We start from the raw sequence: 14,310 nt of genomic DNA, 5'->3' as shown, positions 1-14,310 counted from the left end.
CGCCACCATCCTCACGCTCTACCCGGAGATGTTCCCCGGGCCGCTCGGGCACTCGATCGCGGGGCGCGCGCTCGCCGAGGGAAAGTGGGCCTGCGAGACGGTGCAGATCCGCGACTTTGCCACCGACAAGCACCGCACCGTCGATGATACGCCGGCGGGCGGCGGGGCGGGGATGGTCTTGAAGTGCGATGTGCTGGCGCGGGCGCTCGACAGCGCTCCGGCCGCCGGACGCCCCGTCCTCGCCATGACGCCGCGCGGGAAACCCATCACCCAGGCGCGCATCCGCGAACTCGCGACAGGCCCCGGCGTCATCATCCTGTGCGGGCGCTTCGAAGGCTTTGATGAACGCCTGTTCGAGGCTCGCCCCCACATCGAGCAGGTCTCCCTCGCCGACATCGTCCTCTCGGGCGGCGAGATGGCGGCGCTGACCCTCCTTGACGCTTGCATTCGCCTCATTCCCGGCGTAATGGGCGCGACCTCCAGCGGGGAGGAGGAGTCGTACGAAAACGGCCTCCTCGAATACCCGCACTATACCCGACCTGTTGAATGGGAAGGGCGCACGATCCCCGAAGTGCTGCGATCGGGGGATCATGCGAAGATCGCGGCGTGGCGCAAGCTGCAAAGCGAGAACGACACACGGTCACGCAGGCCGGACTTGTGGGAGCGCCATGAGGGCGCTCGGGTCCAGTCTGCCTCTGGCGCGCGGCGCAAAACCAAGGAATCGGACCAGTGAACCTGATCCAGCAGATTGAAGCCGAAGAAATCGCCAAGTCCGGCAAGGACATCCCCGAATTCCGCGCAGGCGACACCGTTCGCGTCGGCGTGAAGGTGAAGGAAGGCAACCGCGAGCGTATCCAGGCCTATGAAGGCGTCGTGATCGCCCGCTCGAACCGCGGCATGGGTTCGAACTTCACCGTGCGCAAGATGAGCTTCGGCGAGGGCGTCGAGCGCGTCTTCCCGCTCTACTCGCCGATCGTCGAGAGCATCACCGTGGTCCGCCGCGGCGTGGTGCGCCGTGCCAAGCTCTATTACCTGCGCGGCCGCACCGGCAAGAGCGCGCGTATCGTCGAGCGCAAGGCCTCCGCGCCCAAGGCGTAAGGCTCTATCGGCCAGCGAAACACCATGGGCGGTCCCGCGAGGGGCCGCCCTTTTCGATTCCGCCCCTTGCCAACGATCCTCGTCATTGCGAGGAGCGTCAGCGACGAAGCAATCCATGGCCGGGCATCGGTGCATGGGTTGCCGCGCCGCCTTTGGCGGCTCGCAACGACGAGGTGAGCTTTGGATGCGTTCGGTTCTTGCTGCGGTTGCCCTTTCCCTTTCGACCTGTCTGACCACGCCGGTGCTGGCGGAGACGCCGACAATGGCTGAAGCTGCCCCCGCGCTGACCTTCGAACGCGTCTTCGCTTCGCCCGGCCTCGACGGCCCCGCGCCGCGCCAGGTGAAGCTCTCGCCCGACGGGCGCTTCCTCACGCTGCTCAGGAACCGCGCCGACGACCGTGACCGCTATGACCTGTGGGGCTACGATATCGAGACCCGCGAATGGCGGATGCTGGTGGATTCGGAAAAGCTCGGTTCGGGCCGCGAGCTTTCGGAAGACGAGAAGATGCAGCGCGAGCGCGCGCGGGTCGGCAGCCTCAAGGGCATCATCGCCTACCAGTGGGCGAGCGACGGGGCGGGCGTGCTGGTGCCCTTGGACGGCGACCTGTTCCTGGCGAAGCTCGACGGCACCGTCACCCGCCTGACCGATACCGAGGGGACCGAACTCAACCCCGGCCTCTCGCCCAAGGGCGCCAATGTCAGTTTCGTGCGCGACCGGCGGCTGTGGGTCGGCCCGGTCGGCGGCGAGGCGCAGCCGATCACCCCGGCGGGCGAGGCCGAGACCATCCGCTGGGGCGAGGCCGAATTCGTCGCGCAGGAGGAAATGGCGCGGCTGCAAGGCTATTGGTGGAGCCCCGACGACAGCCGCATCGTCGTCCAGCGCACCGACGAGGCGAGCGTCGGCGTCGTCACCCGCGCGGCGATCGGGGCCAAGGGCACCAAGGTCTTCGACCAGCGCTATCCTGCGGCGGGCACCGACAACGCGGTGGTCGAACTGTTCGTGATGAGCCCCGATGGCTCGGGCAGCGTCAAGGTCGATCTTGGGCTCAACGCCGATATCTATGTGGCCCGCGTCGACTGGGCGCCCGATGCCTCGGCGATCTATGTCCAGCGGCAGGACCGTGCGCAGACCCGGATCGACGTGCTCAAGGTCGATCCCGCAACCGGCGCCGCGCAGATCTGGTTCACCGAAAAGGCCGCGCGGCCCGATTACTGGGTGAACCTCTCGGACAATTACCGCTTCCTCAAGGACGGCAGCCTGCTGTGGTGGTCGGAGCGCGACGGTTACGGGCATTTCTACCGCTATGCGGACGGCCAGTGGACGCAGCTCACCCAAGGGGCCTCGCCCACGACGTCTTTGGTTGGCGTGGACGAGGCGGCGGGCACCTTCACCTATCAGGCGACCACCGACGTCCTCACCCAGCAGATTTATCGCGCGCGGCTCGACGGGACGGCCGAGCCCGAACTCCTTACCGATCCCGCCTTCACCAACGGGGCGAGCATGGACGGGGCGGGGCGGCTGCTCTACGTCTCGCGCTCCAGCCCGAACCAGCCGCCGCAGTCCTACCTCGCCACGCCCGATGGCAAGCGCGTCGCCTGGATCGAGGAGAACCGCGTCGAGGGCGATCATCCCTATGCGCCCTTCCTCGAAAGCCATGTCACCCCCGAATTCGGCACCATCGCCGCCGAAGACGGCACGCCGCTCCACTGGATGATGCTCCGCCCGAAGATGGAGCCGGGTAAGCGCTACCCGGTGTTCTTCCAGCACTATGGCGGGCCGGGTCCGCAGACGGTGACCAAGGGCTGGAACGGCGCGCTCGCGCAGGCGATTGTCGACAAGGGCTATATCTTCTTCGAGCTCGACAATCGCGGCTCGGCCAATCGCGGGGTCGATTTCGAACAGCCGCTCTACCGCGCGATGGGCGGGGCCGAGGTGCGCGACCAGAAGGCGGGCGCGCTGTTCCTGAAGAGCCTCGACTATGTCGATCCCGCCAAGATCGCCACCTATGGCTGGTCCTACGGCGGCTATATGACGCTGAAGATGCTCGAGGCGGACCCGGGGCTCTATGCCGCCGGCATCGCGGGCGCGCCGGTGACGCGGTGGGAGCTTTATGACACCCACTACACCGAACGCTACATGGGCGATCCGCGCGAAGTGCCCGAGGCCTACGCCAAGGCGAGCGCCGTTCCCGATGCCACGAAGATCGCCGATCCCATGCTGCTGATCCACGGCATGGCCGACGACAACGTGATCTTCGAGAATTCGTCCGAACTCATCAGCGTCCTGCAGGAAAGCAACACGCCCTTCGAGATGATGCTCTACCCCGGTTACACCCACCGCGTCTCGGGCCCGAAGATCGGTCCGCACGTGTGGAACGGCATCTTCCGCTTTCTCGAGAGCCACGGGGTGACGTCGCCGAAGTAGATCGGGCCGAAGTAAGTATAGGTCTGCGCAAAGACGAATGATGTTGCGCTCGGGCCAGCGCACGCTATCTCGCGCCTGCGAAAACACAGGAGAATGCCAAGTGGGTTACCGGGTGGCAGTGGTCGGCGCGACCGGCAATGTCGGGCGCGAGATGATGCAGGTCCTCGCCGAGCGCGAGTTTCCGTGCGACGAGGTCGCCGCGGTCGCCTCGTCGCGGTCGGTCGGCACCGAAGTCGAATTCGGCGACACCGGCAAGATGCTCAAGTGCAAGAACATCGAGCATTTCGACTTTGCCGGCTGGGACATCGCGCTGTTTGCCGCCGGGAGCGGCCCGGCCAAGGAATATGCCCCCAAGGCGGCCGCCGCCGGGTGCATCGTGATCGACAACTCGTCGCTCTACCGCATGGACCCCGATGTGCCGCTGGTGGTGCCGGAAGTGAACCCCGACGCGATCGACGGCTACACCGCGCGCAACATCATTGCCAACCCCAACTGCTCGACCGCGCAGCTGGTGGTGGCGCTGAAGCCGCTACATGACGCTGCGACAATCAAGCGCGTGGTGGTATCGACTTACCAGTCGGTTTCCGGCGCTGGCAAGGCGGGAATGGACGAGCTGTTCCAGCAGAGCCGCGCCATTTTCGTGGGCGATCCGGTCGAACCGGCCAAGTTCACCAAGCAGATCGCCTTCAACGTCATCCCCCACATCGATACCTTTCTCGACGACGGTTCGACCAAGGAAGAATGGAAGATGGTGGTCGAGACCAAGAAGATTCTCGACCCCCGGATCAAGCTCAACGCCACCTGCGTGCGCGTGCCGGTGTTCGTCGGCCACTCGGAAGCGGTGAACATCGAGTTCGAGAACGAACTCAGCGCCGAACAAGCGATGGACATCCTGCGCGAGGCGCCGGGCGTCATGCTGATCGACAAGCGCGAGGATGGCGGCTACATCACCCCGATCGAATGCGTGGGCGATGCCGCGACCTTCGTCAGCCGCGTGCGCGAGGACCCGACCGTGGAGAACGGCCTCACCATGTGGGTGGTCTCGGACAACCTGAGGAAGGGCGCTGCGCTGAACGCGGTGCAGATCGCCGAATTGCTCGGACGCCGCCACCTTAAGAAGGGCTGAGCCGGGCGCCCATGCCGCCACTGCCGAAGGCGCAAGGCTGGATGCTGGCAGCGGTGGCACTTGGCATTCCGCTGAGTGCCTGGGGCGCGCTTTATCCTTCGAACACCTGGCTTCAGGTCGGCCCTGTCGCGGTGGGCCTGCCCTTCGCATGGCGGGCCCTCAGCCGCGCGCCGATCAGCAATGCCTCGGCCGCCTGCATCGCCGCTTTCGTGTTGCTGCACCTATTGGCGGCGAGGTGGTCCTACAGCTTCGTGCCCTATGATACTTGGCTTCCGGCGCTGGCGAGCGAGCGCAACCATTTCGATCGCCTCGTCCACTTCGCCTTCGGCGCGCTGGCGATGGCCCCGATGGTCGAGGGCGGCGTGCGCTATTGGGGGCTGTCGCCGCGCATGGCGCTGGTCTTCGCGCTTCTCTTCGTGCTCGCCGTGGGCGGGCTTTACGAGATCTTCGAATGGAGCCTGACGCTCGCGCTCGCACCGGAGGATGCGGGAGCTTACAACGGCGAGCAGGGCGACATGTTTGACGCGCAGAAGGATATGGCGTTAGCAGGCCTCAGTGCTGTGCTGGTCGCTCCTTGGGTAGCGGGTGCGCGCTGGTGGAAAGGAAATTCGCAATGAACAAGGGACCGATTTTCCTCGCGCTTGCCGGCGCGCTGGCACTGGCAGGATGCGACACCGGCGCCGCGCCCGATGCGGCGGCGACGGGCGAGGCGGCGCAGGCGCCGGTCGCCGCCAACGTGGTCGAACTGCGGGGTGACGGCCTCAGCGCAGGCCCCGAGAGCTTCTTCTTCGCCGCCGGGCAGAGCGAGGTCGAAGCCGCGCTCGCCAAGGCATTGGGCCCCAAGCTGCGCGGCGGCGAGAACCCCGAATGCGGGGCGGGGAAGATGGCCTTCACCGACTATGCTGGCGGGCTCACTGCGCATTTCCAGGAGGGCAAGCTCGTGGGCTGGAACTGGCACCTGCCGCAGGATGGCGACACGGCGGCGAGCGGCACGATCAGCCTTGCAGGGACGGTCCAACTTGGAGGCCCGCGCGCCGCGGTCGAGGCCGCGCCGGGCTTTGCCAAGGTGGAGGGCAGCACATTGGGCGAGGAATTCACGCTCGGCGAGACGCTCGGCGGCTTTATCGCGGGCGACAAGGTAGAGATGCTTCATGCCGGAACCCAGTGCTTCTTCCGTTGAGGCGGACAGCTTCACCCTTCACCCGATCGGCCATGTCCGCGGCGGGCGGGCCGAGGTGGTCGACGACGACTGGGGCAGCGTCGAGGCGGTGATCGCGCTCGACCCGGTGCGCTTCGGCCCCGAGGCACTCGCCGGCCTCGACGCCTTCAGCCATGCCGAGGTGATCTTCCTGTTCGACCGCGTGCCTGACGACAAGATCGAGACCGGCGCGCGCCATCCGCGCGGCCGCACCGACTGGCCGCTCGTCGGCATCTTCGCCCAGCGCGGCAAGAACCGCCCCAACCGGCTCGGCCTGACGACGTGCGAGATCGTCGCCGTGGAAGGCACGCGGCTCACCGTGCGCGGGCTCGATGCGGTCGACGGGACGCCGGTGCTCGACATCAAGCCGGTGATGCATGGCTTCGCGCCGCGCGGGCACGTGCGCGAGCCCGAGTGGGCGGGGGCGATCATGGCGGATTACTGGTAGGCGCTACTCCGACAGCGCCACCCGTCCTGCGGGCCGCGCGTTCTTCCTCATCAGCAGCGCGAGCGGCGCGGCGGCAAGCGTGATCCACATCATCAGCCAGAAATCGTCGACATACGCGATCATCGCCGCCTGGCGGTTCACCTCGGCGTCCATCAGGGTCATCGCCGTATCGCCCAGCACCTGGAAGCGCTCGGTGGCCGAGAAGTCGACAAGGCTCCCGGTCGCCGCCGTGATGTTGGCGCCGAGGTCGGCGTGGCTGGCCTGAATGTTGCGCGCGAGCAGCACCGTCATCCACGCGATCCCCGCCGAGGCGCCCAATGAGCGGAACAGGTTCAGGAGGCTCGAGCCGTCGGTGCGCAGGGCGGGGCTGAGCGTCGCAAAGGCGCTCACCTGCAAGGGGATGAAGACGAGGCCCATCCCGAGACCCTGCAGGAGCCCGCTGACGATCACGTGCATGGCATCGACCTCGAGCGACCAGTGCGCCATCTGCCACAGCGAGACAGCGCAGATCAGGAAGCCGCTCGCCACAACGGGGCGCGCATCGACCCCGCGGCGCATCAGCAGGCCCGATATCTGCATCGACACCAGAATGCCCACCCCGCGCGGCATCAGCACGATCCCGGTGTCGATCACGCCGTAGCCGAACAGGTTCTGCAGCATCGGCGGCAGCAGCGCCATCACCGCGAACATCACGATCCCGATCACGATCATGAAGGCGAGCGCGATCGCGAAGTTGCGGTCGGCGAAGAGCTTGCGCTCGAACATCGGAGCCTTGGCGGTGGCGAAGTGGATCACCACCATCCACGTCGCCGAGAGGGTGAGCAGCAGGTAGATCCAGATTTCTCCCGAGGCCAGCCAGTCCTCCTGCTGCCCCCGGTCGAGCAGCAGCTGGAACGCGGCGAGCGCGACCGCGAGCAGCATGAAGCCCGCAAGGTCGAAGCGCCGCTCGCGCTTGGGTCGCTTGGGCAAGTAGGCGATCAGGATCGCCAGCGAGGCAAGACCCACCGGCAGGTTCACGAAGAACACCCAGCGCCAGTTCGCGGTCTCGGTCAGCCAGCCGCCGAGGATGGGGCCGAGGATCGGGCCGATCATGATCCCCATCCCCCACACCGCCATGATCTGCGGGTGGCGCGAGGGGCGGGTGGCGTCGAGCATGAAGGATTGCGAGAGCGGGGCGATGAAGGCCCCCGCCACGCCCTGCAATGCGCGGAAGGCGACCATCTCCTCGAGGTTCTGCGCGATCCCACACAGCATCGAGGCGAGGATGAATCCCGCGACCGAGCCGATGAACAGCAGCCGCGCTCCGATCCGGTCGGCGAGCCAGCCCGTGAGCGGCAGCGCGACGGCCGAGGCGATGATGTAGCTCGTCAGCACCCAGGTAACCGTGTCGACCGTCGCCCCCAGTGAGGATTGCATGTGGGGCAGGGCCACATTGGCGATTGTGGTGTCGAGGATCTGGAGCAACGAGGCCGCCATCACGCCGACGATCATCAGCGGATAGTTGCCGCTTTCGAGCTCGGCGATATCGGGCCGCGGCGCAGCGGGCGGGGCGGGCAGCGATCCTGCGGCAGGCGCGGCGGCGCTGGCCATGTCAGGGCTTCTTGCCCTCGTCGGTGTAGACCGTGACCTCGGTCGAGAGCCCGGCGATCAACCGGCGCGGGCTTGTGCCCTCGAGCGCGATTCGCACCGGCACGCGCTGGGTGACCTTGACCCAGTTGCCGGTCGCGTTCTGCGCCGGGAGCACCGAGAATTCCGCCCCCGTGCCCGCGCCGATGCTGGCGACGCGGCCCTTGAGCACCAGATCGGGATAGGCATCGAAGCGGATTTCGGCGCGCTGGCCGACAGCCATGCCGGCAAGGTCGGTCTCCTTGAAGTTCGCCTCGACATAGGTCGATCCCGACCGCACCAGCGTCAGCACCGGCAGGTTGGGGACGGCCTGCTGGCCGATCTGCAACCGGTCCGCCTGAGCGATGCGCCCGGCGACCGGCGCGCGCACTTCGGTTCGGCGGAGCGAAAGCTGGGCGTTGGCGCGCCGCGCCTCGGCAGCGGCGACCTCGGGATTCACGCCGGGCACGGCCGGGCCGCTCGCGAGCCGCGCGCGGGCCTCGCGCTGGCGGTCCTCAGCCTGACGCACCCGCTCGCGCGCCTGCACCACGGCCTGTTCGGCGGCCTCGTAATCGGCCTTGGTCGAGAAGCCCTTCTCGCGCAGTGCCCGCACCCGTTCGAACCGCGCTTCGGCAAAGCCCACGTCGCTGCGGGCGGCGGCGATGTCGGTGCCGGTGAGGTCGGCGTCGTTCCTCAAAGCGATGACATTGACCTGCGCGCCCGCAATCGCGGCATTGGCCTCGGCGATCTGGAGCCGGAAGGGTTCGGGATCGATCCGGAACAGCAGCTGGCCCGCCTGCACCTCGTCCCCGTCCTTGACCAGCACTTCGGTGATCGGCCCGCCCACTTCGGCGCTGACCGAGACCATGTCCTGCTTGATATAGGCATTGTCTGTCGCAACCTTGCCGGCAAGGCTCTGCCAGTAGAGCCACGCCCCAAGGGCAAGGGCGAGCGGGACGATCAGCATCAGCGCCCAGCGGCGCCACGGGCGGCGCGGCTTGGCTTCTGCGAGCGGCGTGGCGCTCGCCGCCTCGGGCGCGCGGGCGGGATCGGCCTCAGCCATGGAGCGCCTCGGGTTGGGGCTGGCGGGCAGCCGCGAGATTGGCGGCGATGCGGTCGAGCATCGCGGCGAACAGCGCGCGCTCGGCGGGTTCGAAGCCTTCGAGTACCTCCTCGAACAAGGCCTCGGCGCTGGCGCGCAGGCGGGTCACGATACCGCGGCTCTTGTCGGTCAGGTGAAGGATGCGCGCGCGGCGATCCCTGGGGTCGGCCTGGCGCTCGATCCAGCCGGCATCCTCCAGCCGGTCGGCGATGCGGGTGAGGGTGATCGGCTCGATCTCCAGCCGTTCGGCATAGAAGGCCTGGTTCTGGTCCGGATGGCGCTCGAGCGAGAGCAGCAGCCGCGCCTGCGGCCCGGTGAGGCCGAGGCCGCGCACCCGCTCGTCGAACAGGCGGCGCAGCTGGCGCGAATTGTCGGCGAGTCGGTAGCCGGTCTCGATGCTCATGCGCGGGCTTATAATAAGTGGGCTTATCATCTTCAAGCACACTGGCCCCCGCCCGCGAAGCGCGCTAGCAGGGCGGGCATGACGCTCCACACCGATCTGTTCTTCAGCTTTCGCTCGCCCTATTCCTACCTCGCCGTCGGGCGCTATCGCGCGCTGGCTGAGGAATACGACCTCGCCATCGCCCTGCGCACGGTGCTGCCGATCGCGATCCGCGATCCCTCGATCCTGTTCACCGGAAGCCCCAATGTCGGGCGCTACATCTTCATCGACGCCGCCCGCTCGGCGCAGATGCTGGGCATCCCCTATCGCTGGCCGCGCCCAGATCCGGTGGTGCAGAACCTCGCCACCCGCGAGATCGCGGCGGAGCAGCCGCATATCCACCGCCTGTGCCGCATGGGGCAGGCGGCCGAGCGCGCGGGGCGGGGCCTCGCCTTCGCGCACGAGGTGGCGACGGTGATCTGGTCGGGCACGGTGGATGACTGGCATGAGGGCGATCACCTCGCCGAAGCGGCCGCCCGCGCCGGGCTCGATTTCGCCGCGCTTGAGGCCGAGGCGGCGGGTGATGCGGCGGCGCTCGATACGGAGATCGCGGCCAACCAGGCCGCGCTCGAGGCGGCAGGCCACTGGGGCGTGCCTACGCTGGTGTTCGAGGGCGAGCCCTTTTTCGGGCAGGACCGCATCGCTATGGCGCAGTGGCGGATGGAGCAGAAGGGGCTCGCGCGCCGTGGCGCCTGAGCGCTTCGCAAGCTTCGATGGCACCGAGCTTGCGGTCCACACCGTCGGTGACGGTCGCCCCGTGGTGCTGCTCCACGGGCTGTTTTCCTCCGCGCAGATGAACTGGATCAAGTGGGGCCATGCCGAGCGGCTCGCAGCAGCAGGGTTCCGGGCGATCATGCTCGACTTTCGCGTCCATGGTGAGAGCGATGCCCCGCTTGAGGCTTCCGCCTATCCCACCGGCGTGCTGGTGCGTGATGTGGCGGCGCTGGCCGAACACTTCGCGCTGGAACCGGGGGCATTCGACCTCGTCGGCTTTTCCCTCGGCGCGCGCACGGCCGTCCACACCGTGGCCCACGGCGTGCTCGAACCGCAGCGCCTCGCCATCTGTGGGATGGGCATGGAGGGGCTCGCCGGATGGGCGCGGCGGGCGGATTTCTTCAAGCGCGTGATCGACGAGTTCGACACCATCCGCCCCGGCGATCCGGCCTATGCCGCGCGCACCTTCCTCAAGTCGCAAGGGGTCGACCGCATCGCCGCGCGGCTGTTGCTGGATGCGATGGACGATTTCGACCTCGCGCGCCTTGCGAACATCACCATGCCGACCGCCGTCATCTGCGGCGACGAGGACCGCGACAACGGCTCGGCCGAAGATCTCGCCGCGCTGCTGCCCGACGCGCGCTACACCGAAGTGCCCGGCACCCACATGGGCAGCGTGACGAAGCCGGAGCTCGGCTCGGCGATTGCGGGCTTTCTCGCGGCTTGATTCCGCAGCCAAGCGGGTTCAAACCTGTCGTCATTGTCACATGACGGACGGGAACCCCCTCGCAATGAAATCTGCCTTCCCCCTGCTCAAGGGCGCGGCTGCCGCGCTTGCCATCGCCATCGCCGCGCCCGCACTCGCCGAAAGCGCCGCGCCCGAGACCGCGCCCGCTGCCAGGACCGGCCCCGAAGTGCCTTTCCCGCTGACGGCCGAGGGCGCCGCGCAATTCGTCGCCGCGGCGGAAAAGGACCTGTTCGACTACGCGCTCGAGGCGAACCAGGTGAACTGGGTCAACAACACCTATATCACCGACGATACCGACGCGATGGCCGCGCGGATCAACGCGGTCGGCACCGAGAAGAGCGTGCAATATGCGCTGCTTTCCGCGCAATATGCCGCGGTGCCCGGCATCTCGGCCGAGCTGAAGCGCAAGCTCGACATCATGCGCAACGGCCTCGTCCTGCCGGCGCCCACCACGCCGGGCGCGGCGACCGAATTGAACGAGATCGCGACCCGCCTCAACAGCCAGTACGGCAAGGGCAAGGGCACCCTCAATGGCAAGCCGATCAACGGCAGCGACATCGAGGCCGAGATGGGCAACCCGGAGCGCACCCCGGACGAGCTCAAGGAAATGTGGACGAGCTGGCACGACAATGTCGGCGCGCCGATGAAGGACGATTACGCCCGCATGGTCGGCATCGCCAACGAAGGCGCGCGCGAGCTGGGCTTCGACAATGTCGGCGCGATGTGGCGTTCGGGCTACGACATGACCCCGCAAGAGTTCACCGCCATGACCGAGCGGCTGTGGGCAGAGACCAAGCCGCTCTACATCGCGCTCCACACCTATGTGCGGCGCAAGCTGAACGAGAAGTACGGCGATGCCGTCCAGCCGCGCACCGGCCCGATCCGCGCGGATCTGCTCGGCAACATGTGGGCGCAGGAATGGGGCAACATCTACCCGCTTGTCGCGCCGCCGGGATCGGGCGATGTCGGCTACGACATCGGCGAGCTGCTGGTCGCGCAGAACAAGGGCCCGATCGACATGGTGAAGATCGGCGAGGGCTTCTATTCCTCGCTGGGCTTCGCGCCGCTGCCCGAGACATTCTATCAGCGCAGCCAGTTCGTGAAGCCCGCCGACCGCGAAGTGGTGTGCCACGCCAGCGCCTGGGACATCGACAGCAAGGACGACATCCGCATCAAGATGTGCATCAAGGTGAATGGCGACGATTTCGTCGTGATCCACCACGAGCTCGGCCACAACTACTACCAGCGCGCCTACAAGGAGCAGCCGTTCCTCTATCTTAATGGCGCGAATGACGGCTTCCACGAGGCGATCGGCGATTTCGTCGCGCTGTCGATCACGCCGGAATATCTGGTGCAGATCGGGCTGCTCGATCGCAAGAACGTTCCCAGCGCCGACAAGGACACCGGCCTCTTGCTGCGTCAGGCGATGGACAAGGTCGCCTTCCTGCCCTTCGGCCTCCTGGTCGACAAGTGGCGCTGGGGGGTGTTCGACGGCAGCATTGCCCCTGCCGGATACAACAAGGCCTGGGTAGATCTGAAGCGCCAGTATCAGGGGATCGTCCCCCCGGTCGATCGCCCTGCCGATGCCTTCGATCCGGGCGGCAAGTATCACATCCCCGGCAACACGCCCTATGCGCGCTACTTCCTCGCGCGGATCCTCCAGTTCCAGTTCTACAAGGCCGCCTGCGATCAGGCGGGGTGGAAGGGGCCGCTCCACCGCTGCTCGTTCTACGGCAACAAGGAGGTGGGCGCGAAGCTCGGCGCAATGCTCGAGCTGGGCGCGTCGAAGCCCTGGCCCGATGCGCTAGAGGCCTTCACCGGCACCCGCGAGATGAGCGCCAAGCCGATGCTCGAATATTTCGCGCCATTGAAGAAGTGGCTCGACGAGCAGAACAAGGGCGAGAAGGCCGGCTGGTAAGCACGGCGGGCGGGGGCGCCGGGGCATGGGTCGGGGCGGAGCCGGGGATCGCACTCCCCTGGTGGTGGGCTGGCGCGAGCTGGCGAGCCTCCCCGAACTCGGCCTTGCCGGCATCCCCGCCAAGATCGATACCGGCGCACGCACCTCCTCGCTCCATGCCCATGTGCTCGAGGACTTCGTGCGCGAGGGCGAGCGCTTCGTGCGCTTCGCGGTCGACTGGGACGGGACGCGGCATTTCTGCGAGGCGATCCATGTCGACGTGCGCGGCATCACGTCCTCCAACGGCGACCAGCAGAGCCGCTTTGTCATAAAGACGCCGCTCTCCATCGGTAATCTCACCTTCCGGGCGGAAATCAGCCTGGCGGACAGATCCCAGATGCAGTTCCCGATGCTGATCGGGCGCACCGCCCTGCGGCGGCGCATGGTGGTGGATAGTGGTCATTCGTGGCTGCAATCACCTGCGATAGGGCATATGGGGCGCTCCCGCCGGTAGGGCGTTTTCCAGCCGGGCTCCCGCCCGGTGACCGGAAGATGCGACAACACAACGAGTTAATGCGCCGGTCTTGAAAGGGTCTTCATGAAAATCGCGATGCTGGCGCGCAACGCCAACCTCTACTCGCACCGGAGGCTGAAGGAGGCCGCCGAGGCGCGGGGGCATACGCTCGACATCCTCAACACCCTGCGCTGCACCGTGCATATCGCCAGCCACCGCCCGCAGGTGTTCTTTAACGGCGCGCCCATTGCCGCCTATGACGCGGTGATCCCGCGTATCGGCGCCTCGATCACCAACTATGGCCTTGCGATCCTGCGGCAGTTCGAGATGGCGGGCATCTGGTCGCTGAACGAGAGTGTCGCGATCGGGCGCAGCCGCGACAAGCTGCGCTCGCTCCAGATCCTCGCCAAGCACGGATTGGGCCTGCCGCTCACCGCTTATGCCAATGATCCCAAGGCGGCCGAGGAGATCATCAAGGCGGTCAAGGGCCCGCCGGTGGTGATCAAGCTGATCGAGGGCACCCAAGGGATCGGCGTGGTGCTCGCTGAGACGATGTCGAGTGCCAAGTCGGTGATTGAGGCCTTCCGCGGCGCCAACGTCAACATCCTCGTGCAGGAATTCATCAAGGAAGCCGGCGGCACCGATATCCGCGCGCTGGTGGTGGGCGGCAAGGTGGTCGCCGCGATGCAGCGCACGGGCGCGGCGGACGAGTTCCGCTCCAACCTCCACCGCGGCGGCAGCGCGAAGGTGATCAAGATCACCCCCGAGGAACGCTCGACCGCCGTGCGCGCGGCCAAGCGGATGGGGCTCAACGTGTGCGGGGTGGACATGCTTCGGAGCAATCACGGGCCCGTCGTCATGGAGGTCAATTCCTCCCCCGGCCTCGAAGGGATCGAAAGCGCGACGGGCAAGGACATCGCCGGCCAGATCATCGATTTCATCGCCGCTAATGCCGGCGGCACGACCAAGACCAAGGGTCGGGGGTAGGGGCTC

Annotated in this window: 15 protein-coding genes; 12 read left to right on the top strand and 3 right to left on the bottom strand. The window is 67.1% G+C overall.

Annotated elements, in window-relative coordinates; all coding sequences use genetic code 11:
• The 7 genes from trmD to AX708_RS04690 all read left to right on the top strand — a co-directional run.
• Nucleotides 1-733: tRNA (guanosine(37)-N1)-methyltransferase TrmD (gene trmD / locus AX708_RS04720; RefSeq protein WP_197426005.1), on the top strand; the 733-nt coding region annotated here is incomplete at its 5' end.
• Nucleotides 730-1,098: a 50S ribosomal protein L19 gene (gene rplS, locus AX708_RS04715; RefSeq protein ID WP_017665507.1), complete on the top strand. Its 369-nt coding sequence runs from the start codon at nucleotides 730-732 to the stop codon at nucleotides 1,096-1,098. The genes trmD and rplS, both read left to right, overlap by 4 nt.
• Nucleotides 1,099-1,282: 184 nt before the next feature.
• The gene (locus tag AX708_RS04710) at nucleotides 1,283-3,523 is read left to right on the top strand and encodes a DPP IV N-terminal domain-containing protein (protein WP_066528100.1); all 2,241 of its coding nucleotides are present in this window, start codon (nucleotides 1,283-1,285) and stop codon (nucleotides 3,521-3,523) included.
• A 100-nt stretch (nucleotides 3,524-3,623) separates the two neighbouring features.
• Complete coding sequence (locus tag AX708_RS04705; protein WP_066528107.1) at nucleotides 3,624-4,649, top strand: aspartate-semialdehyde dehydrogenase; 1,026 nt, start codon at nucleotides 3,624-3,626, stop codon at nucleotides 4,647-4,649.
• 11 nt (nucleotides 4,650-4,660) lie between these two features.
• Nucleotides 4,661-5,266, top strand: a complete 606-nt coding sequence (locus AX708_RS04700; RefSeq protein ID WP_067489614.1) for a DUF2238 domain-containing protein — start codon at nucleotides 4,661-4,663, stop codon at nucleotides 5,264-5,266.
• A complete protein-coding gene (locus AX708_RS04695; protein ID WP_066528112.1) occupies nucleotides 5,263-5,829 on the top strand; it encodes a hypothetical protein in 567 nt (188 codons plus the stop codon). Before AX708_RS04700 ends, AX708_RS04695 begins: the two co-directional genes overlap by 4 nt.
• Complete coding sequence (locus AX708_RS04690) at nucleotides 5,801-6,295, top strand: SAM-dependent methyltransferase (RefSeq protein WP_066528113.1); 495 nt, start codon at nucleotides 5,801-5,803, stop codon at nucleotides 6,293-6,295. Before AX708_RS04695 ends, AX708_RS04690 begins: the two co-directional genes overlap by 29 nt.
• A 3-nt stretch (nucleotides 6,296-6,298) precedes the next feature.
• Here AX708_RS04690 and AX708_RS04685 read toward each other — a convergent pair whose 3' ends face one another.
• The 3 genes from AX708_RS04685 to AX708_RS04675 are packed head-to-tail and all read right to left on the bottom strand — an operon-like array spanning nucleotide 6,299 to nucleotide 9,405.
• Nucleotides 6,299-7,885, bottom strand: coding sequence for a DHA2 family efflux MFS transporter permease subunit (locus AX708_RS04685; protein ID WP_066528115.1), 1,587 nt, complete (start codon nucleotides 7,883-7,885; stop codon nucleotides 6,299-6,301).
• Between the two features lies 1 nt (nucleotide 7,886).
• Entirely contained in the window at nucleotides 7,887-8,963 is a 1,077-nt protein-coding gene (locus AX708_RS04680) for an HlyD family secretion protein (protein WP_066528122.1), read from the bottom strand.
• Nucleotides 8,956-9,405, bottom strand: coding sequence for a MarR family winged helix-turn-helix transcriptional regulator (locus AX708_RS04675; protein WP_066528124.1), 450 nt, complete (start codon nucleotides 9,403-9,405; stop codon nucleotides 8,956-8,958). Before AX708_RS04675 ends, AX708_RS04680 begins: the two co-directional genes overlap by 8 nt.
• A 78-nt stretch (nucleotides 9,406-9,483) precedes the next feature.
• On the opposite strand from AX708_RS04675, the gene AX708_RS04670 reads away from it, so the two are divergent.
• From AX708_RS04670 to rimK, 5 genes are all read left to right on the top strand, one after another.
• Nucleotides 9,484-10,140 carry a 2-hydroxychromene-2-carboxylate isomerase gene (locus tag AX708_RS04670; RefSeq protein WP_066528129.1) on the top strand — a complete coding sequence of 219 codons (657 nt, stop codon included), beginning with the start codon at nucleotides 9,484-9,486 and terminating at the stop codon, nucleotides 10,138-10,140.
• Nucleotides 10,130-10,885 (top strand): alpha/beta fold hydrolase, encoded by a 756-nt coding sequence (locus AX708_RS04665; RefSeq protein WP_066528132.1) that lies wholly within the window; start codon nucleotides 10,130-10,132, stop codon nucleotides 10,883-10,885. The genes AX708_RS04670 and AX708_RS04665 overlap by 11 nt, the downstream gene beginning before the upstream one ends.
• Before the next feature lie 64 nt (nucleotides 10,886-10,949).
• Nucleotides 10,950-12,824, top strand: coding sequence for a M2 family metallopeptidase (locus AX708_RS04660; protein ID WP_066528134.1), 1,875 nt, complete (start codon nucleotides 10,950-10,952; stop codon nucleotides 12,822-12,824).
• A 25-nt stretch (nucleotides 12,825-12,849) separates the two neighbouring features.
• Complete coding sequence (locus AX708_RS04655) at nucleotides 12,850-13,317, top strand: RimK/LysX family protein (RefSeq protein WP_066528136.1); 468 nt, start codon at nucleotides 12,850-12,852, stop codon at nucleotides 13,315-13,317.
• An 84-nt stretch (nucleotides 13,318-13,401) separates the two neighbouring features.
• On the top strand, nucleotides 13,402-14,304 hold the full coding sequence (rimK, locus tag AX708_RS04650; protein WP_066528139.1) for a 30S ribosomal protein S6--L-glutamate ligase: 903 nt from the start codon (nucleotides 13,402-13,404) through the stop codon (nucleotides 14,302-14,304).
• Nucleotides 14,305-14,310: the final 6 nt, after the last annotated feature.

It is taken from the genome of Erythrobacter sp. CCH5-A1 (genome assembly GCF_001557115.1).
Lineage (GTDB): Bacteria > Pseudomonadota > Alphaproteobacteria > Sphingomonadales > Sphingomonadaceae > Erythrobacter.
The sequence above is the reverse complement of the archived record's forward strand: the minus strand, read 5'-3'. Positions and strand labels throughout refer to the sequence as shown.

Excerpts from the sequence above, each read along its gene's own strand:
- AX708_RS04670 (WP_066528129.1), top strand. The coding sequence starts at position 9,484 with ATGACGCTCCACACCGATCTGTTCTTCAGCTTTCGCTCGCCCTATTCC.
- rimK (WP_066528139.1), top strand. The coding sequence starts at position 13,402 with ATGAAAATCGCGATGCTGGCGCGCAACGCCAACCTCTACTCGCACCGG.
- AX708_RS04680 (WP_066528122.1), bottom strand. The coding sequence starts at position 8,963 with ATGGCTGAGGCCGATCCCGCCCGCGCGCCCGAGGCGGCGAGCGCCACG.
- AX708_RS04660 (WP_066528134.1), top strand. The coding sequence starts at position 10,950 with ATGAAATCTGCCTTCCCCCTGCTCAAGGGCGCGGCTGCCGCGCTTGCC.
- AX708_RS04695 (WP_066528112.1), top strand. The coding sequence starts at position 5,263 with ATGAACAAGGGACCGATTTTCCTCGCGCTTGCCGGCGCGCTGGCACTG.
- AX708_RS04700 (WP_067489614.1), top strand. The coding sequence starts at position 4,661 with ATGCCGCCACTGCCGAAGGCGCAAGGCTGGATGCTGGCAGCGGTGGCA.
- AX708_RS04690 (WP_066528113.1), top strand. The coding sequence starts at position 5,801 with ATGCCGGAACCCAGTGCTTCTTCCGTTGAGGCGGACAGCTTCACCCTT.
- AX708_RS04655 (WP_066528136.1), top strand. The coding sequence starts at position 12,850 with ATGGGTCGGGGCGGAGCCGGGGATCGCACTCCCCTGGTGGTGGGCTGG.
- AX708_RS04685 (WP_066528115.1), bottom strand. The coding sequence starts at position 7,885 with ATGGCCAGCGCCGCCGCGCCTGCCGCAGGATCGCTGCCCGCCCCGCCC.
- AX708_RS04675 (WP_066528124.1), bottom strand. The coding sequence starts at position 9,405 with ATGAGCATCGAGACCGGCTACCGACTCGCCGACAATTCGCGCCAGCTG.
- AX708_RS04710 (WP_066528100.1), top strand. The coding sequence starts at position 1,283 with ATGCGTTCGGTTCTTGCTGCGGTTGCCCTTTCCCTTTCGACCTGTCTG.